The organism is Streptomyces sp. MP131-18, assembly GCF_001984575.1.
In the GTDB taxonomy this organism is placed as follows: Bacteria; Actinomycetota; Actinomycetes; order Streptomycetales; family Streptomycetaceae; genus Streptomyces; species Streptomyces johnsoniae.
Genome location: NZ_LZNS01000001.1, coordinates 3,523,869 through 3,547,819 on the forward strand (window position 1 = coordinate 3,523,869; position 23,951 = coordinate 3,547,819).

Consider the following 23,951-nt stretch of genomic DNA (forward strand, 5'->3'; position numbering starts at 1 on the left):
TCAGTGGGGCAGGGGCCGGTCGAGGCGGCGCAGCGCGAGCACTTCGATCACGCGCATGAGGACGGTGAACACCAGCGCGCAGGCGATCATGTCCTCGGGCCGCAGGAAGCGGAACGCCTCGTAGATCCGGGCGCCGACGCCATCGGGACGGGTCATGGTCTCCATGAGGACGACGAGCTTCCAGGAGAACGCGAACGACGTCCGCAACGCGCCGACCACCGCGGGCCGCACCTGCGCCGCCAGGACGTGCCGCGCGTAGGCGGCGGGCCCGAGCCGGTAGGTGCGGGCCATCTCGTCGAGGCTGTGGTCACGGGCGAGGACGGCGCCGCTGACGACGTTGGCCACCAGGGGCGTGATCGCCACGACGAGCGCGACCACGCCCGAGGTCTCGGAGATGCCCATGATGAGGATGGTCAGGATGATGTAGACGGGGTCGGGGATGGCCAGGCCGATCACCAGGATCGGCCGCAGGAACGCCTCCGCGTACCGGCTGAGTCCGGCGGCAATCCCGATCAGCAGCCCGGCCAGCACGGACGCGGCGAGCACGGTCAGCACGCGGCGCAGCGACAGCCATGCGTCGCCGTAGAAGCCGGAGTCGGTGAGCACGTCGGCGGTGGCCGCCGCGACCTCCCCGGCGCCCGGCATCCAGCCGTCGGAGAACAGGCTGAGCACCTGCCAGGCGGCGACGCCCAGGGCCGCGGCGGTGAGCCCGGAGGCGAGCCGTCCGAGCCAGGTGACGCGCGGCCCGTTCCCTTCCGGGCCGGGGGGCGGCCCGGCGGGGCGCCGGCCCGGGGGCTTGCGGAGGCGGGCGGGGAGCACGGCCGTCATGACGCGGGCCCTTCCGTGAGGTCCCACTCGCGCAGCACGTCGGCGACGGTCTCCGCCTCCAGGCGGGCCAGGGCGGGGTCCTCGTGGCGCCTCGGGCGGGCCAGCGGGACGTCGAGCGTCTTCAGCACGCGGGCAGGACCGTGGCTGAGGATGACGACCCGGTCGGCGAGGAACAGCGCCTCGCGGATGGAGTGGGTGACGAACAGGGTGGGCACGGACGCGACTTCGTGCAGCCGGGTCAGCTCCTGACGCATCGCCCGGCCGGTGACCTCGTCGAGGCCGCTGAACGGCTCGTCCATCAGCACGACGTCGGGCTCGACGGCGAGCGCCCTGGCGATCGACACCCGCTGGCGCTGGCCGCCGGAGAGCCGCATGGGCCAGGAGCCGCGGTACTCGGCCACCCGCAGCATGCCGAGGAACCGTTCGATCCGCTCGTCCCACTCGGCCGCCGGGACGCCCGCGGCCTTCATGGCGATCTCGATGTTCTGGCCGACGGTGCGCCAGGGCAGCAGCCGGTGGTCCTGGAAGACGTAGCCGACCCTGACCCGGCCGCGGAGCCCGTCGGTGGCCTCGTCGCCGCGGTGGCGCAGCGCGCCGCCCGCGACGGGGGCGAGCCCGGCGAGCACGTGCAGCAGGCTCGACTTGCCGCAGCCGCTCGGCCCGAGCAGGGCGACGAACTCCCCCGGCCGCAGGGCGAGGTCGATTCCGGAGACGACGGTCCGGTCGGCGTGCTTGACGGTGACGCCCCGCAGTTCGAGGTAGGGGTCGCCGTCCGCGGGCCCGCTGGCGGGGACCGTTCCGCGCATGGTTTCGCTCATGTTCACAACACCCGCCAGGAGAGGACGTACCGTTCGATGGTTCGGAAGACGAGGTACTCGCCGGCCAGGAGGATCGCGACGAAGACCAGCAGCCAAAGGAGCACCTCGGTCAGCAGGAAGTGGTCGAACGCCTGCGAGAACTCGTAGCCCATGCCGCTGTTGACGATGAACAGCTCGGCCAGGACGACGACCTTCCAGGCGTGCGCGTACTCGTTGCGCGTGGCCGCGAAGACGTAGGGGACCAGCTGCGGCAGCACGACGTGGCGGGCCCTGGCCGTTCCGGACAAGCCGTAGACGTCGCTCATCTCGCCGATGTTCCGGTCCAGTTCGCGCATCCCCTGGCGCAGCATGGTGGCCACGAAGGGGAAGCAGATGAACGTCACCACCGCGTACACCCCGAGCGGGTCGCGGCGGAAGAGGTAGAGGGCGAGCAGCGCCGCGACTGTGCTCGGGACGGCGATCGCGAACGCGGTGAGGGAGGCGGTCACCCGGCTCCAGAAGCCGTCGCGGCGCATCACCCAGGCCGCCGCCGTGCCGAGCACGAGCGCGACGGCCAGGGACCACAGCACGCGCTGGGTCGTGGTGCCCACGGCCACCCAGGTGCTCGACTGTCCGAGGAAGTGCGGGAGTTCGCCGGCCACTTCGCCGATGGGCGGCACGTAGCGGGTGGCGGAGCCGCCCACCCACCACAGGGCGAGCACGCCGCCGACCCCGGCGGCGGACAGGGCCCACCGGCCGGCCGCGGCCCGCAGGCGCGTCCCGACGGCGGTGGGGGCGGCCGGTGTGGTCACAGAGGTCATGTCGGGTCTCCTTGTCCTGCTGGTCGTCGCCACGGCGGTCAGTCCGCCCGGACGACCTCGTCGAGGACGGCGACGGGATCGGAGTCCGGCAGCCGGTCGAGCGAGCCCTGCTCGACGAGCAGCCGCAGGTACTCCATCTGCTGCGCGGTGTCCTCCTCGGTCCACTCGTCCGCGTAACAGGGCAGTCCGGCGCAGTAGTCGGCCAGCGCCCGCAGCTCCGCCTCGCTCTCGCGGTCGAGGAACGCGGCGTACGGCTCGTCGAGGAACATCCGGTAGTCGCTCGCGACGACCTCCCGCACGGCTTCCCGCCAGGCGTCCTGCACGGCCAGGGCGAGGTCGGCGTTGTCCCCGAGCCAGTCCCGGCCGGCGGTCAGCATGGCGAGCGGCGGGGCCCAGTCGGTGGTCTGCTGCCAGTGGTCGGCGACGCTGAAGAGGTAGCGTCCCGGGACCTGTTCGACGGCGCGCAGGCCGTAGGGCTCGTAGTCGAAGATCGCGTCGACCTCGCCGCTGGCGAGCAGTTCCGGCAGGGCGGCCGGGGAGGACTGGACCATCTCGTAGTCCTCCAGCGGGTCGATGCCCGCGGCCTGGCGGAGGGACACGGAGATGGCCTGGGTGGTGCCGGAGTCGTCCCCGAAGTGCCCGACGCGCTTGCCCACGAGGTCCTCAGGGGACTCGTAGGGGCTGTCCTCCGGCACGACGACGGAGGCGGTGTTGATGAGGGCCGGGTAGAAGGAGACGACCTCGCTGCCCTCGTTGTTGGCGATGGCCGCGCTGGTGGCGTCCTGGTCGACGGCGATGTCGCTCTCGCCCAGCAGGAAGGTGCTGGTGGAGGCGTCGGGGTCGACCTCGACGAACTCGGCGCTGAAGCCGTGCCGTTCATCGAGGCCGAGTTCCTGCATGACGAGAACGGGCAGCGGGGCCGGGTCGGGGAGGCCGGAGAAGCGCACGATCGGCAGCCCGTCCTCGGCGCTCGCGCGCTGGTTGCCGATGTCGCCGCAGGCGGTCAGGGTGAGCGCCGTGGCGAGGGCGGCGGCGGCGGCCGGGCGCGCGCCGCGGATGGTCGATGGCATGGGTGGTCCTCTCGGGGGCGGGGACGGGGGACGGCAGGTCGGCATGGTGGGCAGTGCGGGCCTTCGGTGCGGGGGCCTCCGGCCGGGACGGGCCGGGACGTGCTGGGTCGTGCTGGATCGGGGTCGGGATCGGGACCGGGATCGGGACCGCGGGTAACAACCGAGGTCAGGGCCAGGAGGCAGGACCGTGGGGTGCGGTCGGGGAATCCGGGCCGGAGGACCGGGGCCGACGGCGGCGGTCGGGGGTCAGCTGTGGGTGGGGAGTGGGCCGATGTAGCGGGTCGCGAAGCTTCTGGCGTAGTGCTCGGAGTTGGCGAGCTGAGCGAGCCTGGACTGCTGGAGCCGCTGGCGGAAGGCGGCGTCGGGGGCACCCGGCGGGTAGGTGTGCATCATGTGCAGCAGGGCGTGGCTGAACTCCTGCGCCTGCCATACGTCGGGGACCCGGCGCGCGCTGTAGGCGGCGAGCGGGCCGGGGTCCGTTCCGTCGCCCGCCCGGTCGTACTCGGCGAGCACGCGGTCGAGTTCGACGGCGTCGGCCACCGCCAGGTTGAGGCCCTTGCCGCCGGAGGGGCTGATGATGTGCGCGGCGTCGCCGAGCAGGAACACCCGGCCGTACTGCATGGGTTCGGCCACGCGGCTGCGCATGTCCAGCATGTTCTTGCTGATGACCGGGCCCTCGTGGAGCGTCCAGCCGGGGTGGGCGAGCCGGGCGCGCAGCTCCGCCCAGATCCGGTCGTCCGGCCACATCTCCACCGTGTCGCCCACGGAGACCTGGAGGTGGAAGCGGGTGACGGTGTCGCTGCGCAGCAGGTGCCCGGCGAAGCCGCGTTCGTGCTGGGCGTAGATGGTCCACTCGGCGGAGGGCGCGGCCGTGGCGATGAGCGTGAGCCACTGGAACTCGTGCACCATCTCGTACTCGGTCACCGCGCCGGGCGGGGTGCTCGCCCGTGCCACGCCGTGCTGGCCGTCGGCCCCGGCGACGAACGCGCCGTGCAGGACCGAACCGTCGGCGAGGTGGACGGTCACGCCGTCGCCGTTCTGTTCGAGGCTTTCCGCGGCGACGCCGAGCCGTACGTCGCCGCCGGCGCGCAGCAGCCCGTCGAGCAGGTCCGCGACCACTTCCTGCTGCGGGTAGACGTGGTGCGAACGCCCCTCGTACAGCTCGGAGAAGTCGGTGTACGTGCGGCGGCCGGTGAACCGGAACTCGCAGCCGGTGTGCCGGTGGCCCTCCTTGAGCAGGCGGTCGGCCAGGCCCATGCGGCGCATCGTCTCGACCGTGCGGTACTCAAGGAGCCCGGCCCTGGTGCGGCCGAGCAGTTGTTCTTTGTCGAACTTGTCGACGACGACGCACGGGATGCCGCGCGCGTGCAGCAGGTTGCCGAGGGTCAGTCCTGCGGGTCCCGCGCCGAGGATCACGACGCGGGTGGTGGTCTCGTACGGCATTCTCACGCTCCTCGTGGGCCGCGAACCACTCACCACGGTGACTGGTTCAGTGGTCCTACCTTTCGGGGTGTCGACGGGCCGTCCGCATACGCGCGGCGGGTCCGTCCTACTCGGCCGCGACCTCGCGGGCCGCGGGCCCGCGCAGGTCACCCGCCACGTCGGCGAGGTGCTCCCGCATGACCCGGCCGGCCAGGTCGGGGTCGCGGGCGACGATGGCGTCGTACACGGCACGGTGGCCGGCGACGGTCTTGTCGTGGGGGTGGTAGCTCGACCTGTCCAGCCGGCTCCGCATGTCGTGCAGCAGCTGGTAGACGGCCGTGTGAACGGCGAGCACGGTCGTGTTGCCGGTCACCCTCGCCACGGCGAGGTGGAAGTCCGCGTCGACGGTCTCGACCGGACCGCCGTCATCGACGGCCCGCTCGAACGCCAGCAGCGCGGTGGTCAGCATCTCCTCGCCGTCCGGCGTCAGGTTGGCCGCCGCGAGCGAGGCCACGCCCGGCTCGAACGCCATCCGGAACTCCATCACCGAGTCAACGGCGGGCGTGGACAGCTCGATGACCGCCTGGAAGGGCGCCATGAGCTGCGAAGCGGTGGGCTGCCTGACGAACGTGCCCTCGCCGTGCCTGCTTTCCACCAGGCCCAGCATGTCGAGTTGGCGCAGTGCCTCGCGTACCGAGTTGCGGCTCACGCTGAACTGCTCGGCCAGCTCTCGCTCCGCCGGGAGCTTGTCCCCGTGGTGGAGGACGCCCTCCCGCATCATCTGCTGGAACTGCTGGACGACCCGCTGCGAGATGCGCTCCGAACTCACCTGCGTGAAGCGCCTCGCGGTCCTGGCACGCCCATCGTCCGACGCCACGTCTCACCACTTTCGGGAACGGAACCGCCGGCCGGTCGGCTGCGGTTACGGAGAACAGCCAACAGGCCGGTCGTTACCGCGGCGGGTCCTCATGTGTCGTTGTGGTTAAAAGATTCTACCTTTGGACCACGGCGTCAAGAGTCGTGCACGGACCGAATGAACCGTGCGCGGCCCCGGGGGTACCGGGGCCGCGCACGGCCTGCTTCGCCGGCTGGTCTCCGGCCGGTCTCGGCAGCAGTGTCAGCAGTAGAGGTTGCCGCCCGGGCCGACGCCCAGGATCTGCGTGAACTGCTGGTACTTGTTCACCCGGTTCTGGACCGTGCCCGGGTTGCCGCCGTCGCATTCGATCGCGCCGTTGATGGCGCGGATGGTGTGGCCGAAGCCGGCCTGGTTCACCATCGCGTTGTGCGCCGTCATGCTGCCGGGGCCGCTCTGCGTGTTCCAGTACCACAGGGCGGTGCGCCAGGCCACGGCCGACTCCTGCTCGACCCGCCAGGGGTTGTTGAGCAGGTCGATGCCGAGGGCGTCGCCCGCGGCCTTGTAGTTGAAGTTCCAGCTGAGCTGGATCGGTCCGCGCCCGTAATACGCGGACTGCCCGGCCGGGCAGCCGTACGGCTGGCTCAGGTCGCAGTAGTGGGGGTAGTTGGACTGGTCCTGTTCGACGATGTGGACCAGGCCGCCCGTCTCGTGGTGGACGTTCGCCAGGAAGGCCGCGGCCTCCTGCCTGCGGACTTCTGCGCTGCCGGTGTTGGCGAACGCCGGGTAGGAGCTGAGCGCCTGGACCAGGCCGCTGTAGGTGTAGAAGCTGTTGCGGCCCGGGAACATCTGGTTGAACTGGGCCTCGCTGACCACGAATGCCTGCTGCGTCCCCGGGGTGCCGCCGGGAGCGGCGCTCCGGCCGTCGGCGGCCCCGGCGGGCGTGACGAACAGGGTGGAGAGGACCGCCGCGACGGCGAGCGCGACGACGGACCTGCCGGGCGAGAGGCGGGTGAGCAGTCTGGTGAGCATGGGAGGTTCCCCTTCGTGCCAGGGTGCCGGAACGGAAGGCATCGGACGTGCGGAACGTGCGGAACGTGCCGAGGTGCGATACGGGGGAATGCCGGGGCCCTGCTGAGGTGGGGGCGGGCCCTAGGTCTAGACCATCCCAGGCGCCGGTGCGGGCGTCAATACGCACCGTGGCCCCGGCGGGGAGCCGGGGCCACGGGGGTGGCGGGGGTCAGCCCGCGCGGGCTGCGGGTGTGCCGTCGATGTTTCCGTACAGCCGGCTGTGCCGCGAGGACAGCGTCAGCTTCGCGCGGCCCGCCGAAGGCGCGGGCCTCCGGCGGGCCGCGGTGCTACTCCTCCCGCAGGTGGAACGTGAAGGTGGACGTCGTGTTTCTGAAGTCCTCGTCGTTGCCGGTCAGGGTCAGGTTGACGAACGTGGCCTCGCCGACCGCGGGGCCCTGGCCGGGCTCCGCCATCTCGTTCGCCCACACCGCCATGCCCGACTTGTGGTCGTAGCGGTCGCCGCTGCGCCGCGCGCCGGAGATGGTGACATCCGTCAGGACGGTGTCCGTCACCGGATGCTCCGGCTGCCCGCCCACGTAGTTGGTCTGGAACATGATCCCGACGTAGGTGGGATCGACGATGTCGACGTTGCTGATGCGGATGCCCTGGAACTCCTCCGAGGCGGAGAACAGCCAGATGCCGGGGAAGACCTGATCGCCCCAGAAGTGGCCGCCGGCCCGTTCGATCGTGATGTCCTCGAAGTTGGTCGGTATCTCGCCGAACCCGTTCATCGGGTAGCCGAAGTCGAGCGAGCTGATGGTGATGCCCGAGTAGACCAGGGTGTCGGCGATGCGGATGTTGCGGAACGTGTTGTCGTACCCGCCGTAGACGGCGAGGCCCGCGGCCCGCCAGGTCAGCAGGGACGTCAGGTTCTCGTAGAGGTTGTTCGTCTCGTCCGCGCCGCCCGCGTCGATCGCGGAGAACAGGGCGAAGCTGTCGTCGCCCGTGGCCCGCGTCTCGTTGTTGACGACGTGGTTGTCCGTACTGCCGTTGGTCATGTTGAGGCCGTCGGCGAACACGTTGCGGATGCGGGAGTCGCTGATGGTGACGCGGTCGGTGTTGGCGCCCCAGTAGAGGCACACCATGTGCTCGGCCCAGATGTCGTCGATCTCGATATCGGCGACGTTCGAGAAGTCGAAGACCTTGCCCGGGCCGTCGATCCGCGAGGTGTAGTTGCCGAAGTAGGCGAAGCTCGCGAACCGCGAGCCCGCCGCCGAACTGTCCGCGCGGAAGCCGACGTCGGTGTTCTCCTGGCCCTCCGGCGCGTGGAAGCGGGTGTACCAGACCCCCGCGCCCACGACCTCCACGGGCTCGCCGTACACCTGGAACTTGGCGGATGTCCGGTAGTCCCCGGGCGGCAGGTAGACGCCGGTCAGTGTGCCGGTCTCGTCCATCCGGACCCGGTCGAGAGCCGCCTGTACGTCCTGCTGGCCGAAGCCGGCCGGCTCGGTGTAGCGGGCCGGGTCCGGGTTGGCGGCGGGCGCGACCTGCTCCAGGTTGATGAAGTCGATCGCGTACTCGGTGGTGTTGGCCGCGTCCTTCTGGAGCCGGATCGTGCTGCCGGCCGGGACCGTCCCGTCCAGCATCAGGTGCGCCTCGTCGTAGATGTGCCGGGGCCCGCCGAGGCCGGGCGAGTTGCCGGGGCTCGCCTCGGCCCCGTACAGCCAGGCGTAGCGCGAGGTGAGGTCGAGCGCCTGCCGGAACTCGCCGTCCACGTAGACGTTCAGGGTGCTGTCGATGCCGCCGCCGCCGGGCGCGTCGGGGATCGAGAAACGCGTCACCAGCGTGTTGGTGTCGGCGCGCGTGGTGAACTCGACGTACTCGCCGGTCTCGTCGAGCGTGACCGCGCGCCGCCCCGACGCCTCGCCCGCCAGGTCGCCGACGTCGCGGTTGGGCCCGACGACCGTGGCGCCGCCGCCGGTTTCCGCGTCCTCCGCCTCGTACATCGCGTACGGCATCTGGGCGCCGCGGCCGACGGACAGCGGCCGGGTGCCGGTGTTGTTCCCCCGCTTGGCCGGGATCTCGTTGGCGTCCGGCGCGACGGTGGCCGTCGCGGTGTACGTGCCGTCCGCGGCCGTCCACGAGCCGAGGCCGATGGCGGAGGTCGCGTCCCCGGCCGCCAGCACGCCGTCATGGCGGCCGGTGAGGGTCGCCACCTCGGCGCCGCCGCCGTCGGTCAGCGTGAGCGTGATGTCGTGCGCCCCCGCGGCGGAGTCCAGGGAGCCGCGGTTCTCCAGGCGGACGGAGAAGCCGACCTCGTCGCCGCCGGCCGGGTTGGACGGGTCCCAGGCCACCGAGGAGACGACCAGGTCGGAGCTGGGCACCGGCTCCACCACGACCGGCTCTGCGCTTTCGTGCGCGTTGTTGGTCTCGTCCTGCTCGACGACCGTGTCCGCCGGGTCGACGATGGCGCCCACGGTGTGGCTGCCGGCCGCGTGCACGCCGGTGTCCGCGGTGACGGTGGCGGTGGCGCCCGGCTCCAGCGCGGGCACCTCGCCGGTGGCACGTTCCTCGCCGTCGACGAGGAAGGTCACCTCGGTCGCCGCGGAGGCGGCGGGGCCGCCGTTGCGGACCAGGGCCGCCAGGATCAGCGGGTCCGACTCCAGCGGGTCCTGCGGCTCGGCCGTCACCGAGACGACCGAGAGGTCCGGATTCGGCGCGGGCACGCCCAGCACCCTCAGCTCCGCGACCTGCCCGCCCGGCGCGCCGGTGTTGGCGGTGAACGCCACCTGCACGTCGGCGGCCCTGCCCTCGACGGGGATGGTGACCGCGTTGCCGGTGGACGGCGAGAAGTCGTAGTCCCGCGCGGCCACCAGGCTGGTGTAGGAGGCGGCGCCCCGGGCGCGGCCGAGTACCTCGATGCGCTGGGTGCGGTCGCCCCAGACGCCGTCGGGGTTCAGCTGGACGACGACCGAGGAGAGGTCGGCCTCTGCGCCGAGTTCGACGGAGAGCCGGGCCGGGTAGGCGCCGGGGGCGCTCTCCCAGTACGTCGACCGGTCGCCGTCGTTGGCGTGCCCGGCCACGAAGTCGTGAACGTGCGAGGTGGCGCCGATGGGCTTGCCCCCGGCCAGTTCGACGGCCTCCTGCGGCTCCTCGCCGCTGCCGCGGCGCGTCACTCTCTCGCTGTCGGCCGACTGGTTGCCGGCCGCGTCGCGCGCCCGTACGACGTACTCGACGTCCGTGTGCGTGGGCTGCGTGTCGGTGAACGTGGTGACGTCGCCCGCCACGCTGCTGCGCAGCACGCCGTCCGCGTAGATGTCGTAGCCGGTGACGCCGGTGTCGTCGGTGGCCGCGCGCCAGGTGAGCCGGACCGTGCCGGGCTCCGGCTCGGCGAGGGCGAGCCCGGTGGGTGCGGTCGGCGCCCGGGTGTCCCCCGACTGCGGTCCGTAGATCTCCAGTTCCGACAGCTGGCCCGCGTCCTGGACGGTGTTGCCGGTGAAGGCGACCCGCAGGTGTCTGGCGGTGGTGCTGTCGAAGGACAGCGTCACGGTGTTGCCGCCCGCGGCCGCGTCGAAGAGGTGGTCCTCCTGGGGCGTCAGCTCGGTGAAGTCCTCCCCGTTGTCGCTCGACTTCAGGGACAGGGTCTGCGTGCGCGGCTCCCAGTCGCCGGGGAGGCGCAGCACGACGGTGCTGACGGGGACGGCCGCGCCGAGGTCGGCCTCGATCCACTGCGGCAGGGCGTGGTTGTCGCTCTCCCAGTACGTGCCGCCGTCGCCGTCCCCCGCGTTCCGTGCGGTGTGGCCCTGGGTGTGGCTGCTCGCGGTGAACGCGGCCCCGCGCGCCAGGTTCTCCCCGGGCCCGTCCGCGGCGCCCACCGCCAGCTCGGCCAACTGGGCGGCGTCCGCGCCGCTGTTGGCGGTGATGTCGATGCGGACCCAGCGGGTCATGACGTCCGGGAGCGGGATCGTGACCGTGTTGCCGGAGCCGGGGTCGAAGGTATGGGTGGCGGCGCCGGTCAGGGTGGTGAAGCCGGTCCCGTCCCTGCTGCCCTGCACGGCCAGGGTCTGCTGCCTCGCGTCCCAGTCGGCGGGGAGCTTCAGCACGACCTCGTCGATGCGGGTGGCATCCCCGAGGTCGATCTGCACCCACTGCGGGAAGTCGCCTTCCGCGCCCTGCCAGTAGGTGTCCGTGTCGCCGTCGGTGATGTGCGCCGCGGCGTGCCCGCCGTCGGTGCTGCCGGCCGTGGCCGGGGCGCCGGCGGCCGGTCCGTCGTCGGGTGCCGCCACGGCAACGGCTGCCGGTCCGCCCAGCGTGACGAGCAGGGCGGTCAGGACCGCGACCGGGGTGCGTGCCCTGAAACGTCGACGTCTCAGCTGTCTCATCTGTCCCCCATCCGATTTCTGCACGAAGATGCATGTGATTTTGCGCATTGTCGTCAGAGAGTTGCAGTGCATTGCGAAGGTGTCCACCGGTCGCGCAGGGCCACGGCCGCCGGACGGCGCGGCGCCCGCGTTCCGTGCACGCAGCACGCAAACCGGCCGCCCGTCGTGAGCTGCGCCTTACGCGCCGCCCCGACGACCGCGGGCGCGCATCCGCAAGCGGCGCAAGCGACTTGCGGCAACCGAAGCGGCCGACGCCGCGGTGCCACGCGCCGCCCTCCCGCGCCCCATGGCCCGTTGCTTTGCACTGGCAGGCAGTGATTAAGCTGCTGATCACGGCGGAAGTGCCGCACGCGCGGTGCGCGCCCCGCCGGCTTGCTGATGCGCAATGCACAGCGCGGAAGAATTGCTGCCACCGGAGTTGTGATGCGGGTACCCAGAGGAATTGTCGGAGTCGTGGGCGCCGGAGCGCTCCTGCTGATATCCGGTTGTTCGGACGACAGCGGAAGCGGGGAGGGAGGCGGCGAGGAGTCCGCGGCGACCACCGGGGACGGCGGCGCGGCGGCCGAGCCCACCGCCCTGGCCCTGGACACCACCACGCAGAGCAGCACGTGGACGGACGACTCCGACGCGGCCCACGACGTGGAGATCACGCCGGTGGGCCTCGCCCGCGGCGACGCCGCCGACCTGGAGCGGATTCAACTCCCCGACGACATGGAGGGGCTGGTCCCCTACTACCTGACCGTCAGCTACACGCCCACCGGAGCGGCGCTGCCGGAGGGCGACCTCGACGGCTTCAACGTCGTCGGCGCCGACGGCTGGGCGGGCGAGCGGATGACCGTGATGAGCGGCTTCTCCTACGACGGCGCCGAATCCCCGCTGCCCGCGGCGTGCGACGCCGAGGCTCCCGAGCGGATCGCCGCGGGCGAGGCCGTCGAGGTCTGCCAGATCCACATGGTGCCCCCGGGCCTGGCGCCCGCCACCGTGTCCTACGTGGACGACGGGACCGGGCCGCTGCTGTGGCCCGTCGAGGCGTCCGAGCCCGAGGGCGGCGAGGGCAGCGCCGTCCTGCCCGCGGGCGAATCCGTCGACACCGCCTGGCAGAACTCCGACGAGCAGGACATCCCGCTGAACGTCACCCCCGTCGGCGTCACCGCGGGCAGCGCGGCCGACCTGAGCGACTGGGACGTCGACACCGAGGGCAAGGTGCCCTACTACGTCACCTTCGAGTACCGGAACGACAGCCCGGAGCTCGACCTCTACCCGGATATGCAGGAGAACGTGGAGCTGCGCACCGCGAGCGGTCAGGAGGCGACCAAGGTGCTCCTGCTCGACGTGTACGGCCGCGAGGTCGAGCAGTGCCCGGCCCGGGTCCCGGACGAGATGGCGGCGCCGGGCGCGACGGTCACCCAGTGCTCCATCCACATGCTCCAGGAGGGCGACGTCCCCGCCTCCCTGTCGTTCGGGCCGCGCGGCGCCGACCACGTCTACTGGTACGCGCCGGAAGCCGGTTAGGCCGCCGCTGTTCAACCGCGGACCCGCCGCAGTTGAGCGCCCGCCCCGCGCCGCCCGCGCGCCCACCCACCGGGCGGCGCGGTTCCGTGCGCAAACGCCTGAGCTGCGCGCGGAGCGCATCCCGGCCCAACGCAAGGGCGTTCACGCCATCTTGAACACGGGGGCGCCGAAGGGCGCGCAGCACGGCGGAAGAAGCCGAGCTCCCCGACGTCCGGGCAGGTCAGCGGCACCCTGCCGAGACGCGGAGCCGTTGTGACGATTCTGGGACAGGGTTGTGGACACCCGTCTGTGGCCTTGCCGGACGGGTCCGGCCACTATGGAAAACACCCGGAAGGCGCCCGTGGGCGGGCCGCCGGCAAACATGACGGAGCGGAAATGAGGAGCAGCGATGAGTAGCGATGAGGTCAAGCTCTCACCCGAGGAAGTCGACCGGGTTCAAGGCATCATCAACCAGGCCTACACCGACATGGAGGGCGTCGCACTCGGCATCGGCGGGCACGGCGCGAACGTCAGCACGGCCTACAACGGCTCCGGCACCGGCCGGGCGGTGGAGAACTACGAGGACCTCGGCCGCGCCGGGCAGGCGCTGGCCGAAGCGCTGGACGGACTGTCGATGGACCTCGGCCTGACGGCCAACACGGGCCGCGAGACGGACCTGGACGCACAGAACGTGCTGAACAACGTCCAGATGCAGGGCCCGACGCCGGACGCGGGCATCGCCGCCCGCATCTGACCGTCACGACGCCACGTACCGCGAGACCGAAGGGGCAGGACCATGAGCGGGGACACGATCCGTTTCGGCAACGAGGCGCTGGACGGCATCCAGTCGCAGACCGTTGGCCAGCAGGAGCAGTACACCGAGATCTGGGACCGCGTGCACACGCAGCTGATGAACCTGGTCGAGCAGGGCCTGGTGGACGCCGCGATCGGCGAGGTTCTGAACGAACGCGACGCGCAGTTCCGGCGCGAGGCCGGCGGCTTCGACGACAGCGTGAACTCGCAGAACCGCGCGATGCGCGACGTCCAGATGATCGGCAACGAGGGCGGTCGCGCGATGATCAACGCCGCCTCGGGCGGCGGCGGGCGCTGACCGCAGGCTGCACGGGACGGCGACGAGACGGCAACAAGACGGTGACGCACAAGGGGAGGACGCGAGATGGGTGACGGGGATCTGGAGCTGAACCCCGGCGCCGCGCGCGATGTGGAGGCGGGCGCCGGCGGGAGTGACCAACTTGCCGGTATGCGAGCGAAGTTCATCGACATCGCCTCCGCCCAGGGGCTGTTCGGCACTGCTCCGAACGGCGCCGCCGCTGAGGCGGCGCTGGAATCCGCGGCCGCCGCCATGCTTGACCAGCTGGAGCGGGCCGGCATCTCGATCCAGGACATCAGCACCAGCGCGGGCGAGACCGCGCAGATCGCCGACGAGACGGACGACGAGGCCCGGGTCCGCCTCAACAACGCCACCGAGGCCGTCGAGTACATGAACAACTTCCTCCACTCCTCCGGGGGCGGCGGCGGCGCGTATCTGGAGGTGCAGTGACATGACGACCGACGGGGACTTCAAGGGCATCGTCGCGGATATCTACAGCGCCGCGCACGTCCGCATCCTCGCCGCGGCCGGCGCGTGGATCGCGCTGGCCGGCGCGGGCACCTCGGAGGAGGACCGGCTGTCCGGCACTGCCTCCGCGGCGCAGGCCGAGACCGGCGTCGGGCTGATCGAGCTGGCGGAGCGCGTCGAGGGCACCGCCTCCTGGGCCGGGGGCGCCGGCGCGGTGGCCCGGCGGATCGCCGAGCAGCTGAGCGTCGCGGGCGAGAGCTCCGCCAGGGCGACGGAGGAGGCACTCGGTCTTGAGGCCAGGTACGACGAGGCGTCCGAGACGCCCGCGGGTCCTGACGTCGGGATGGCGGCCGTCTCTGCGGCGGAGCGCCAGCACGAGGAGAAGCAGAAGCTGATCCGCGCCGCCGAGGACGTGCGGGCGCGCCTCGGCGCGACGATCGCGCAGGTGACGGGCGGTGACGTGCCCGCGGCGCCGGGGGGCGGCGCGGGCGGCGGCGGAGCCGGTGGGGGCGCGGGCGGCTCGGGTGGCGCGGGGTCCGGCGGCGGGGGCGCCGCGGGCGCGGGCGCGGCCGGTTCCGCGGGCGCCGCGGGGCACGGCGGCTCCGGCACGCTGGTCCAGGCGGCCAACGGCGCGCACGTCGGCGTCGGCGATTACCCCTACTCGCGCGTACTCGGCCCCGACCAGGGCGACTTCGCCGGCTGGGTGCAGAGTCCGGGCACCGGCTTCCTCGTGGACCCGGCCACCGGCCGGGAGTTCGACACCGTGACGGGCCGCTGGATCGACCCGGTCACCGGGCAGCCGTTCGGCGAGGTCACCGAGTACGCGACGCGGTACTCCGGCCTCGGCACCGGCCCCGGCACGATCGCGGCCGGCTTCGGAACGGCCGGGGCGGGCGCGATCGGCGCGGGCGGCACGGCGGCTGGCCTGGCCGGCCTGTACGGCGGGATGATGCCGCCGAGCGTCGGCCACACCGGCCCCGCGCGCGGTCAGATGGTGCAGCAGGCGACGCGCAACCTCCACATGCGGGCCACGGTCGCCGGCCGGTTCGCGCTGCACGAAGCGGCCCAGGGCGGGCGGCCGTTCACGCCGCCGCCCGGTGCGGCGGCCTCGCGCGCCGGCGGCACCGGCCGGGGCGGCGCGGCCGGGCGCAGGGCGACGGCCGAGTCGCCCGGCGCGGTGCGGGCGCGGCCCAGGGACGCGGCGGCGCGGCTGGCCGGCGGCCCGCCGCCCGCGGCGGCGGCCGCGCGGACGCGGGACCGTGCGGAGGAGCGGACCCGCTACCACCGGCCCACCGAGCTGACCGAGGACCCGAGTGTGTGGGCGTCCGGCCGGAAGGCCGGGCCCGGTGTGCTCGGGGAGTGACCGGCCGTCCGGTGCCGTGCCGCGGCACCGGGGGCAGTGACCAGGGGGGACCGAAGGAGGACCTGATGGCAGACGACGCGACCGAGTACCTTCCCGAAGAGTTCCGCACCAGCGCGGGGCACCACGACGAGTCCGCCGAGGTCGCGGGCGGCCTGGCCCGCCGCGTCGGCAACGCGTCGCCCGCCGCCACCCACTTCGGCGGGTCCGGCGCCGCCGGTTTCAGCTCCTCGCTGAACACGGCGGCGGGCGACCGGTCCCGCGCGGCGCAGCGCGTGCAGGACACGCGCGGCGAGATCGCGACGGGCGCGGTGACCGCGGGCAACATCGGCGACGACACCGACGCCGAGGCCGGATACGTCCTCGGCGGCGCCCAGTTGACCGATGTGGGCCGCGATATCGCCGACCGCATCTGATTCCTCTTTCCTGGAATTCCCGTGCGCCGGGATTCCCCTGCCCCGGAGCTCAGCCGTGTCCATATCCATCACCAAACAAGACGTCATCGACAAGGCGGGCGTTGACCCGTGGGAGCTGGAAAGCGAATTCGCCTCCGACACCGATCTGGAAATGATCGATTCGCTCGCGGGAATATTCCGGAACGGTGCGGAGGAGGCCGATGACGCGGGCGGCGTCGCGGCCTACGCCTCCAGCCTGGAGGAGCGGGCCGGTACCCGAGGCAGCAACGCGATCTACGCGGACGCCTCCGAGCACCTGACGCAGACGTACGAGGACCTGGGCGCGGAGAACCTGGAGAACATCTCGTCGGTGCTGAACACGGTGGCCGGCGAGGCGGAGTCGGTCCTGGAGTCGAACGACGAGGCCATCAACGGCCCGATGGGCCTGGACTGGCTGGTGGACATGCAGCAGACGGCGGGCCAGGGCGACTGGACCGGCTTCGAGTCATGGTTCGGCGAGCAGGACGCCGGGGAGCACGACCTGGTCTCCTACACCATCCATGAGGAGACGTTCACCGGCACCAAGCCGAACTTCCCGAAGAACGACCTCAAGGAGCACATCCGCACGTACCGCCTCGACCTGGCCGCCGAGGGCGTCTCCTCCGCGTACGACCGGATGTTCGAGAACGTCGACGACTACTACGCGATGCTGCACAGCAAGGAGGGGCAGCTCGCCGAGTACGGCTACGACGTCTCCGACTCCCCGGTGCCGTTCTGGCACACCGACGGCCGGGCCGAGCACGAGGCCGAGCAGCTGGAGCGGCTGCTCGAAGAGGACGACCCGGACCCGGAGGAGCTGGAGCGCTACACCGCGGGCGTCGAGCGGCTGGCCGGCAGCGACGATCTGACCTCCCAGGAGCGCAGCTACCTGCGCAGTTTCTACGACACCCTCGAAGCCGACGACCTCGCGGCACTCGGCAATCTGGAGGGCGAGAGGTACGACGGCGCGCGGGGCAGCGTGGCCGACGGCATCAACACGCTGATGGACCCCGAGCGCGGCGGCATCGACCCGGCCGAGGAGGACTACCTCGTCCCCGACTCGGTCAAGCCGCTGATCAACGAGAACTTCCTCAACCAGGACCTGGAGGAGGACCAGGTCAACGAGCGCATCGGGCAGTACAACGGCCTGGGCGAGCTCATGTCGCACGCGAGCGTACCGCCGGGCAACCAGTTCGGCGCGGACATGGGCGCGGCGGCCCTGGGCATCCAGACGGACTACGAGCTGTGGCAGCGCGACGCACGCGCCGAGAGCATCTCGGGCAGCCCCAACTACATCCGGGACGCCGACCTCTACGACGACCTCACCGGCACGGGACAGGTGCTCACCATGGTCGCCACCAACCCGGACGCCGCCGCGCTGACCCTCGACTCGGTGGAGCGGGTCGACACGCTCGCACGGCTGAACTGGAGCCAGGACAGCGGGGAGGCCGCCGCCGGCTTCATGCGGGCCGCGACCATCCCGGCGGACGGCGAGGAGGCGAGCCGGTACCAGCTCGACGCGGCGAAGAACGTGCTCGAGGTGGTCAGCGGGGACACCGCCGTGGCCCGCGGCGACGGCCCCACCACGGACGCGGTCGAGGGCGCGGTGCTCGACACGGGCCTTGCCTACCTCGACTTCCTGGCCCGCGAGGGCACCGACGACGACGGGATGGTGCGGAACGTTCTCGGCCAGGAGGTGCCGGGCTTCGCGCTGGACGGCGAGGCGCGCAACGGCTTCTTCGACTTCGTGGCCACCCGGGAGCAGGAGCAGAAGGACGAGTTCTACGGCGGCGTCAACGCCCATGCCCAGCAGCGGATGACCCAGGCGTTCAACGAGGGCGGCGACACCGTCGAGGGCTCGCTGGAAAACCTGGCCAGGCTGCACGGCGGTCTCGACTACGCCGAGTACACCGTCGACGGCGATAACACCAATCCGGAGGACGCCTCGCAGCGGGTCGAGCAGAACTGGCGGAACGGCTTCCAGATGGCCAGTGCCATCAACGACACCATCGGCATGATTCCGGCCGCGGGCGCCGTGACCGGCGTCACCGGTCCCATCATCTCCGGTCTGGAGTCGGCCACCGTCGGCGAGCCGCCGACCGCGGACGAGCTGCGGCGCACGGCGAGTTACGACGACGCCGTCGCCGAGGAGGGGGAGGCCAGGTACTGGATCGCGCAGGGCGCCGCGAACGCCGACAACCCGCCGGTCAGCCAGGAGCAGGTCGACGCACTGCGCGGCGGGCGCGGGGACGTGGACTTCCTCCCGAACCTCGGGGATCTCGAACGGGACGGCGGCTACCACGACCACGTGGAGGACTACCGCAGCCTCCGCCGGGACATAGCCGCCCCGTGACCCGGGCGGCCCGCGCGGCCCGCGCGGCCGGCGCGGCGCCCAGAAGAACCAGGCACGTCAGAAAGGCAGGGACACGACCGTGACCAGCCCCACCACCGTGTTCCGGCGGCCCGCGCGGGCCGCCAGGCCCGCCGTGCCCGAGAGCGACCTCGTGCTCAAGGCGCCGCCGCCGCTGCCGCAGCCGGAGGACAGCAATGTCTGGATGACGGCGCTGCCCGCGCTCAGCGGGCTCGGCTCGGTGCTGTACATGCTCACGATGGGGCGCGGCGCCATCGGGTACATCGTCGGCACGATGTTCCTCGTGTCGTGCCTGGCCATGGTGGTCGGCTCGGTGCTGCGGCAGCGCGGCTCCGCCAAGAGTCAGGCGCGCAACGACCGCAGGGAGTACCTGCGTTACCTGGAGCGCACCCGCGCCCTGGTGCGGCGCACCGCCGCCGCGCAGCGCGAGGCGCTGGAGTGGAACGCGCCGGAGCCCGGCGGCCTGTGGGCCGTCGCCGGCAGCCGCAGGCTGTGGGAACGGCGCGGCACCGACGACGACTTCGGCACCGTCCGGGTCGGGGCGGGGCCGCGGTACCTGGCGACGCCGCTGGTGCCGGGCGAGTCGCCGCCGGTGGAGGATCTCGACCCGCTGTCGGCGGTCGCGCTGAAGCGGTTCATCGACGCCCACTCGGTGGTGCCGGGGCTGCCCGTCCAGGTCGCGCTGCGCCGTTTCGCCTCGGTGGCCCTGACCGCGGAGGAGCCCGGCGCGGCGCGCGCCCTCGCGCGCGCCGTGGTGGCGCACGCCGCGGCGTTCCACTCGCCGCGCGATCTGCGGATCGTGGTCTGCACCCGCGATGTCGAGGGGCCGGAGTGGGGCTGGGCGAAGTGGCTGCCGCACGCCCACCACCCCGACGATCTCGACCACGTGGGTCCGGTGCGGATGCTGCACGGGATGCTCGGCGTGCTGGAGGACTGGCTCGGCTCCGAGCTGACGCGGCGCACCCGCTTCAACCGCAACGCCGAGCCCGACCCGGACATCCCGCACCTGCTCGTGGTGCTGGACGGCGGCCTGGTGACGGGCGGCGAGGCACTGCTCGACCCGAACGGCATGCAGGGCGTCACCGTGCTCGACCTGGACGGCCGCGCCGCGCCGCTCACCGACGCGCACGGGGTCCGCCTGGACATCGCGGGCGGGACGCTGTCCGTGGTCGCGGGCGAGACCAGGGACGAACTCGGCACCGCGGACGGCCTGTCCGCGGCGGAGGCCGAGGCGCTGGCGACGCAGCTGGCGTACTACCGGGTGGACACGGCGGCCACGACGGCCGACGCGGAGGACCTGACGACCGCCGTCAACACGCTGCCCGCGCTGCTGAACGTGCCGGATCCGGGGCGCCTGGACCTGGACGCGCTGTGGCGCCCGCGGCCCATCCGCGACCGGCTCGCGGTACCGATCGGCGTGTCCGCCGACGGCGGCCTGCTCGAACTGGACATCAAGGAGTCCGCCCTCAACGGGATGGGCCCGCACGGCCTGCTGGTGGGTGCGACCGGCTCCGGCAAGTCGGAGCTGCTGCGGACGCTGGTGCTCGGCATGGCGGCCACGCACGGCCCCGACCAGCTGAACTTCGTGCTGGTGGACTTCAAGGGCGGCGCCACGTTCGCGGGCATGTCGGAACTCCCGCACGTGGCCGCCGTCATCACCAACCTGGAGGACGACCTCACCCTCGTCGACCGCATGCGCGAGGCGCTGTCCGGCGAGATGAACCGCCGCCAGGAGGTGCTGCGGGACGCGGGCAACCTGGTGTCGGTGCGCGACTACGAGCGGGCGCGGCAGCGCGGGGCGGCCCTGCCACCGCTGCCCAGCCTGTTCATCGTCGTCGACGAGTTTTCCGAACTACTCGCGCAGAAGCCGGACTTCGCCGATCTGTTCGTGCAGATCGGCCGCCTGGGCCGCTCGCTGGGCCTGCACCTGCTGCTGGCGTCCCAGCGCCTGGACGAGGGGCGTCTTCGCGGTCTTGAGGCCCACCTGTCCTACCGGGTCGGCCTGCGCACGTTCTCCGAGTCGGAGTCCCGCACCGCCATCGGCGTCACCGACGCCCACCACCTGCCGACCGCGCCAGGACACGGCTACCTCAAGACCGACACCGCCACCCTGAAGCGCTTCCGCGCCGCGTACGTCTCCGGCCCGTACCGCACGGACGGCGGGGACGGCGGCGGCGCGGCGCTCGGCGGCGGCCTGGAGGTCCGCCCGTTCCCCGCGGGCTACCTGCCGGTGCCCGCGGAGCAGACCGTTCCCGAGCCGGAACCGCAGCGGGAGCCCGACGAGTTCGAGGACAACGAGTCGCTGGGCAGCACCGTGCTCGGCGTGATGGTCGAGCAGATGACCGGGCAGGGTCCGCAGGCGCATCAGGTGTGGCTGGCGCCGCTGGACGAGCCGGAGCCGCTGGACGCGCTGCTCGGCGACCTGTCCGTCCGGACCGGCCGCGGCTACGGCTGCGCGCCGGAACGGCCGCCGCTCACCGGCGTCATCGGCATCGTCGACCGCCCCTTCCACCAGCGGCGCGACCCGATGACGGTCGACCTCGCGGGCGCCGGCGGGCACGTGGCGATCGTCGGCGGGCCGCACTCCGGCAAGTCGACGGCCCTGCGCAGCCTCATCGCCTCCCTCGCGCTGCGCCACACCGCGCTCGAAGTGCAGTTCTACTGCCTGGACTTCAGCGGCACGCTGTTCGGCATGGCCGGGCTGCCGCACGTCGGCGGCGTCGCCGGGCGGCTGGACGCGGAGAGCGTCAACCGCACCGTCGCGGAGGTCCTTTCGGTGCTGGAGAGCCGCGAGGGCCGGTTCCGGGAGCTGGGCGTGACCTCGATGGCGGACTACCGCGCCAAGCGCGCCGCGGGCCGCACCGGCGAGACGGCGGGTTCGGCGGAGCCGCACGGCGACGTCTTCCTCGTCGTCGACGGCTGGGCGGTGCTGCGGCAGACCTACCCCGAGCTGGAACAGACCCTGATGGCCGTCGCGGGCCGCATGCTGACGTACGGCATCCACTTGGTGGTCACCGGCAACCGCTGGCTGGACATGCGCATGGGTCTGCGCGACCTCATCGGCACCAAGGTCGAGCTGAAGCTCGGCGACGCCCTCGACTCCGAGGTCGACCGCAAGGCGCAGCGCACCATCCCCGGCGGCCGCCCCGGACGCGGCATCACCGACCCGAACGAGAAGCTGCACTTCCTCACCGCGGTGCCGCGCGTGGACGGCGTTTCCTCGGCCGAAGGGCTCGCGGACGGCATCGCCGACCTCGTGCGCCGCGTCGACTCCGCCTGGCAGGGCCCTCGCGCGCCGGGGGTGCGGCTGCTGCCCACCACGTTCCCCGTGCCCGCCGCCCTGCCGGACGAGCGGCCCGGCATCACGGTCGCCACCGAGGGCAACCGGCTGGAGCCGGTGACCTTCCGGCCGGGCGAGGAGGCCGGTCTTATCGTGCTTGGCGACAGCGAGTCGGGCAAGACGTCGCTGCTGCGGTCCGTCGCCCGGCAGGTGACCACCGCGTTCACGCCCGACCAGGCGCAGCTGATCATCCTGGACCACCGCATGACGATGCTCAGGGAGTTCGAGGGGCCGCACCTGCTCGGCTACTCCACGACGCACGAGCGGTCCATGGAGGTCGTCGGCGGGCTCGCGGAAGGGCTGAAGAAGCGGCTGCCCGGCACCGACGTCACGCCCGAGCAGCTGCGCGACCGCTCCTGGTGGAGCGGTCCTGAGATCTACCTCGTCGTGGACGACTACGACCTGGTCGCCACCTCCCGCGGCAACGCCCTGAAGTACCTGCTCGACTTCCTGCCCCAGGCCCGCGGCATGGGCCTGCACATCTACCTCGCGCGCCAGGCCGCCGGCGCCTCCCGCGGCGTGGCCGAGCCCGTCGTCGGCCGCCTGAAGGAGCTGAACACTCCCGCGGTCCTGCTGAGCATCCCCAAGGACGAAATGCCTATCTGGGGCCTTAAGTCCGTGAAGCGGCGCAGGGGCCGCGGCCTGATGCTGCACCGCCGGCTCGGCAACGTTCCCGTGCAGGTCGCCCGCGCCGAATCGCCCCTCACCCAGGACCGAGGAACCACGCCATGACCAGGACGACGCCATGACCGCCGATCTCACCACGAACGGCAGCCGCACCCACCAGCCGCAGGCCGGCACGGAATCCGCTTTCGTCCGCATCGGCCTGGCGGGCCCGGCCGGGCGGGCCGACCTCGCCGTGCCCGCCGGGGTGCCGCTGGCCCGCCTGATGCCAGGACTGCTGCGGCACGCCGGTCAGGAGCCGGGCCCGGACGGCGGCGTGCGGCACGGCGGCTGGATACTGCGCCGGGCCGACGGAACGCGCCTGGACGCGGCGGCCCCGCTCGCCGCGCAGGGCGTCCGCGAGGGCGACCTCCTCTTCCTCGGGCACGGCCGGGACGACACCACGCCGCCGCTGTACGACGACGTCGCCGAGGTCATCGGCGAGCACGGCGTGCGCTTCGGCTGGCCGGCCGCCGCAACGCGCCGCACCGCGGCGGCACTTGCCGCGGTGGCGCTGCTCGCGGGCTGCGGCGCGCTGGCGGTCGCGCCCGGCCGGCTGCCCGGCTGGCTCGGTCTGGCCACCGCCCTGCTCGCGCTGACCGTCGGCGTGCTGATGTCCCGCGCGTTCGGCGACGTGCGCGCGGGCACGTTCGCCGCCGTGCTGGCCGCGCCGCCCGCCATGCTGGGCGCCGCCCGGCTGCTGGGCACCGAGGCGGGCACCGTGGACGGCTTCACCGCCGGCCATCTGCTGCTGGCCTGCGCGGTGCTCGCCGTCGTGGGCGCGCTCGGCCCGGTGCTGATCGGCGGCGGCGACGGCACGTTCGCGGCCCTCGTCGTCACGGGACCGCTGGCCGCGACCGGCGCGCTGCTCGCCGCCGTGTGGGACGTGACGGCGGCCGAGGCCGCCTCGGTCACGGCCCCGCTGGCCCTGGCCCTGACCACGCTGTGGCCGACGCTCGCGCTGCGCGTCGCGCGCATGCCCGCGCCGCACGTCGCCGCGACCGCCGAGGACGTGGAGTCGCTGCCCAGCCAGCTCGCCCACGAGGCGCTGCGCGCCAGGATCGCCCGCGCCCGCCGCCTGCTGACCGGGCTGCTCGCCGGCAGCCACGTCGTCGCGGGCGGCGGCACGCTGGTGCTGTTCGCCGCGGGCGGCCTGTGGCCCGGCGTGCTCGGCGCCGTGCTGGTGGTGCTGATGCTGATGCGGGCCCGCCTGTTCAAGGAGGCGGGCCAGCGGGTCGTTCCGCTGGCCACCGCGCTGCTGACGACGGCGGGCGCCGCCGCGTTCGCGCTGGCCGACCGGCTCGGGCAGACCCTGGCGCCGCTGGGTATCGCGCTGCCCGTGGCGCTGCTGACCGCGCTGATCGCGGGCTGCGTGGCACTCTTCGCGGGCCGCCAGCACGTGAACCCGCGGCTGTCCCGTTCGCTCGACATGCTGGAGACGACGGTCCTGCTGTCCGTGGTGCCGCTCGCCCTGGCCGTCTGGGAGGTCTACTCGGCCCTCCTGAATCTGCGGGTATGAGGCGGGCGGC

17 protein-coding genes are annotated in these 23,951 nt (G+C 72.7%); 9 read left to right on the forward strand and 8 right to left on the reverse strand.

Going from position 1 to position 23,951, the window contains the following annotated elements; genetic code table 11:
* The 8 genes from STBA_RS15730 to STBA_RS15765 form a co-directional block, all read right to left on the reverse strand.
* The gene (locus STBA_RS15730) at window positions 1-828 is read right to left on the reverse strand and encodes an ABC transporter permease subunit (RefSeq protein ID WP_077059858.1); all 828 of its coding nucleotides are present in this window, start codon (window positions 826-828) and stop codon (window positions 1-3) included.
* On the reverse strand, window positions 825-1,646 hold the full coding sequence (locus tag STBA_RS15735) for an ABC transporter ATP-binding protein (RefSeq protein ID WP_079251947.1): 822 nt from the start codon (window positions 1,644-1,646) through the stop codon (window positions 825-827). The genes STBA_RS15730 and STBA_RS15735 overlap by 4 nt, the downstream gene beginning before the upstream one ends.
* A 2-nt stretch (window positions 1,647-1,648) precedes the next feature.
* Window positions 1,649-2,446 (reverse strand): ABC transporter permease subunit, encoded by a 798-nt coding sequence (locus STBA_RS15740; RefSeq protein ID WP_077059860.1) that lies wholly within the window; start codon window positions 2,444-2,446, stop codon window positions 1,649-1,651.
* 38 nt (window positions 2,447-2,484) lie between these two features.
* Window positions 2,485-3,516, reverse strand: coding sequence for an ABC transporter substrate-binding protein (locus tag STBA_RS15745; protein ID WP_077059861.1), 1,032 nt, complete (start codon window positions 3,514-3,516; stop codon window positions 2,485-2,487).
* A gap of 246 nt (window positions 3,517-3,762) precedes the next feature.
* Window positions 3,763-4,959 (reverse strand): 4-hydroxybenzoate 3-monooxygenase, encoded by a 1,197-nt coding sequence (locus STBA_RS15750; RefSeq protein WP_077059862.1) that lies wholly within the window; start codon window positions 4,957-4,959, stop codon window positions 3,763-3,765.
* Between the two features lie 106 nt (window positions 4,960-5,065).
* Window positions 5,066-5,767 (reverse strand): FadR/GntR family transcriptional regulator, encoded by a 702-nt coding sequence (locus STBA_RS15755; RefSeq protein ID WP_077059863.1) that lies wholly within the window; start codon window positions 5,765-5,767, stop codon window positions 5,066-5,068.
* A 288-nt stretch (window positions 5,768-6,055) separates the two neighbouring features.
* The gene (locus STBA_RS15760; RefSeq protein WP_079251949.1) at window positions 6,056-6,823 is read right to left on the reverse strand and encodes a chitinase; all 768 of its coding nucleotides are present in this window, start codon (window positions 6,821-6,823) and stop codon (window positions 6,056-6,058) included.
* A gap of 326 nt (window positions 6,824-7,149) precedes the next feature.
* Window positions 7,150-11,184, reverse strand: a complete 4,035-nt coding sequence (locus STBA_RS15765; protein ID WP_079251950.1) for a discoidin domain-containing protein — start codon at window positions 11,182-11,184, stop codon at window positions 7,150-7,152.
* 453 nt (window positions 11,185-11,637) lie between these two features.
* Here STBA_RS15765 and STBA_RS15770 point away from each other — a divergent pair, with 453 nt between their 5' ends.
* The 9 genes from STBA_RS15770 (at window position 11,638) to eccD (ending at window position 23,941) form a co-directional block, all read left to right on the forward strand.
* Entirely contained in the window at window positions 11,638-12,696 is a 1,059-nt protein-coding gene (locus tag STBA_RS15770) for a hypothetical protein (protein ID WP_079251951.1), read from the forward strand.
* A 388-nt stretch (window positions 12,697-13,084) separates the two neighbouring features.
* Window positions 13,085-13,429 (forward strand): hypothetical protein, encoded by a 345-nt coding sequence (locus STBA_RS15775; RefSeq protein ID WP_077059864.1) that lies wholly within the window; start codon window positions 13,085-13,087, stop codon window positions 13,427-13,429.
* Window positions 13,430-13,471: 42 nt separating this feature from the next.
* Window positions 13,472-13,786, forward strand: a complete 315-nt coding sequence (locus STBA_RS15780; RefSeq protein ID WP_077059865.1) for a hypothetical protein — start codon at window positions 13,472-13,474, stop codon at window positions 13,784-13,786.
* A 66-nt stretch (window positions 13,787-13,852) separates the two neighbouring features.
* Window positions 13,853-14,236: a hypothetical protein gene (locus tag STBA_RS15785; RefSeq protein WP_077059866.1), complete on the forward strand. Its 384-nt coding sequence runs from the start codon at window positions 13,853-13,855 to the stop codon at window positions 14,234-14,236.
* A gap of 1 nt (window position 14,237) precedes the next feature.
* Window positions 14,238-15,617: a hypothetical protein gene (locus STBA_RS38320; RefSeq protein ID WP_077059867.1), complete on the forward strand. Its 1,380-nt coding sequence runs from the start codon at window positions 14,238-14,240 to the stop codon at window positions 15,615-15,617.
* A gap of 65 nt (window positions 15,618-15,682) precedes the next feature.
* Window positions 15,683-16,030, forward strand: coding sequence for a hypothetical protein (locus STBA_RS15795; protein WP_077059868.1), 348 nt, complete (start codon window positions 15,683-15,685; stop codon window positions 16,028-16,030).
* Between the two features lie 55 nt (window positions 16,031-16,085).
* The gene (locus STBA_RS15800) at window positions 16,086-18,401 is read left to right on the forward strand and encodes a hypothetical protein (protein WP_077059869.1); all 2,316 of its coding nucleotides are present in this window, start codon (window positions 16,086-16,088) and stop codon (window positions 18,399-18,401) included.
* Window positions 18,402-18,480: 79 nt separating this feature from the next.
* Window positions 18,481-22,491, forward strand: a complete 4,011-nt coding sequence (eccCa, locus tag STBA_RS15805) for a type VII secretion protein EccCa (protein ID WP_077059870.1) — start codon at window positions 18,481-18,483, stop codon at window positions 22,489-22,491.
* A 13-nt stretch (window positions 22,492-22,504) separates the two neighbouring features.
* Window positions 22,505-23,941, forward strand: coding sequence for a type VII secretion integral membrane protein EccD (eccD, locus tag STBA_RS15810; RefSeq protein ID WP_077059871.1), 1,437 nt, complete (start codon window positions 22,505-22,507; stop codon window positions 23,939-23,941).
* The last annotated feature ends 10 nt before the right edge of the window (window positions 23,942-23,951 follow it).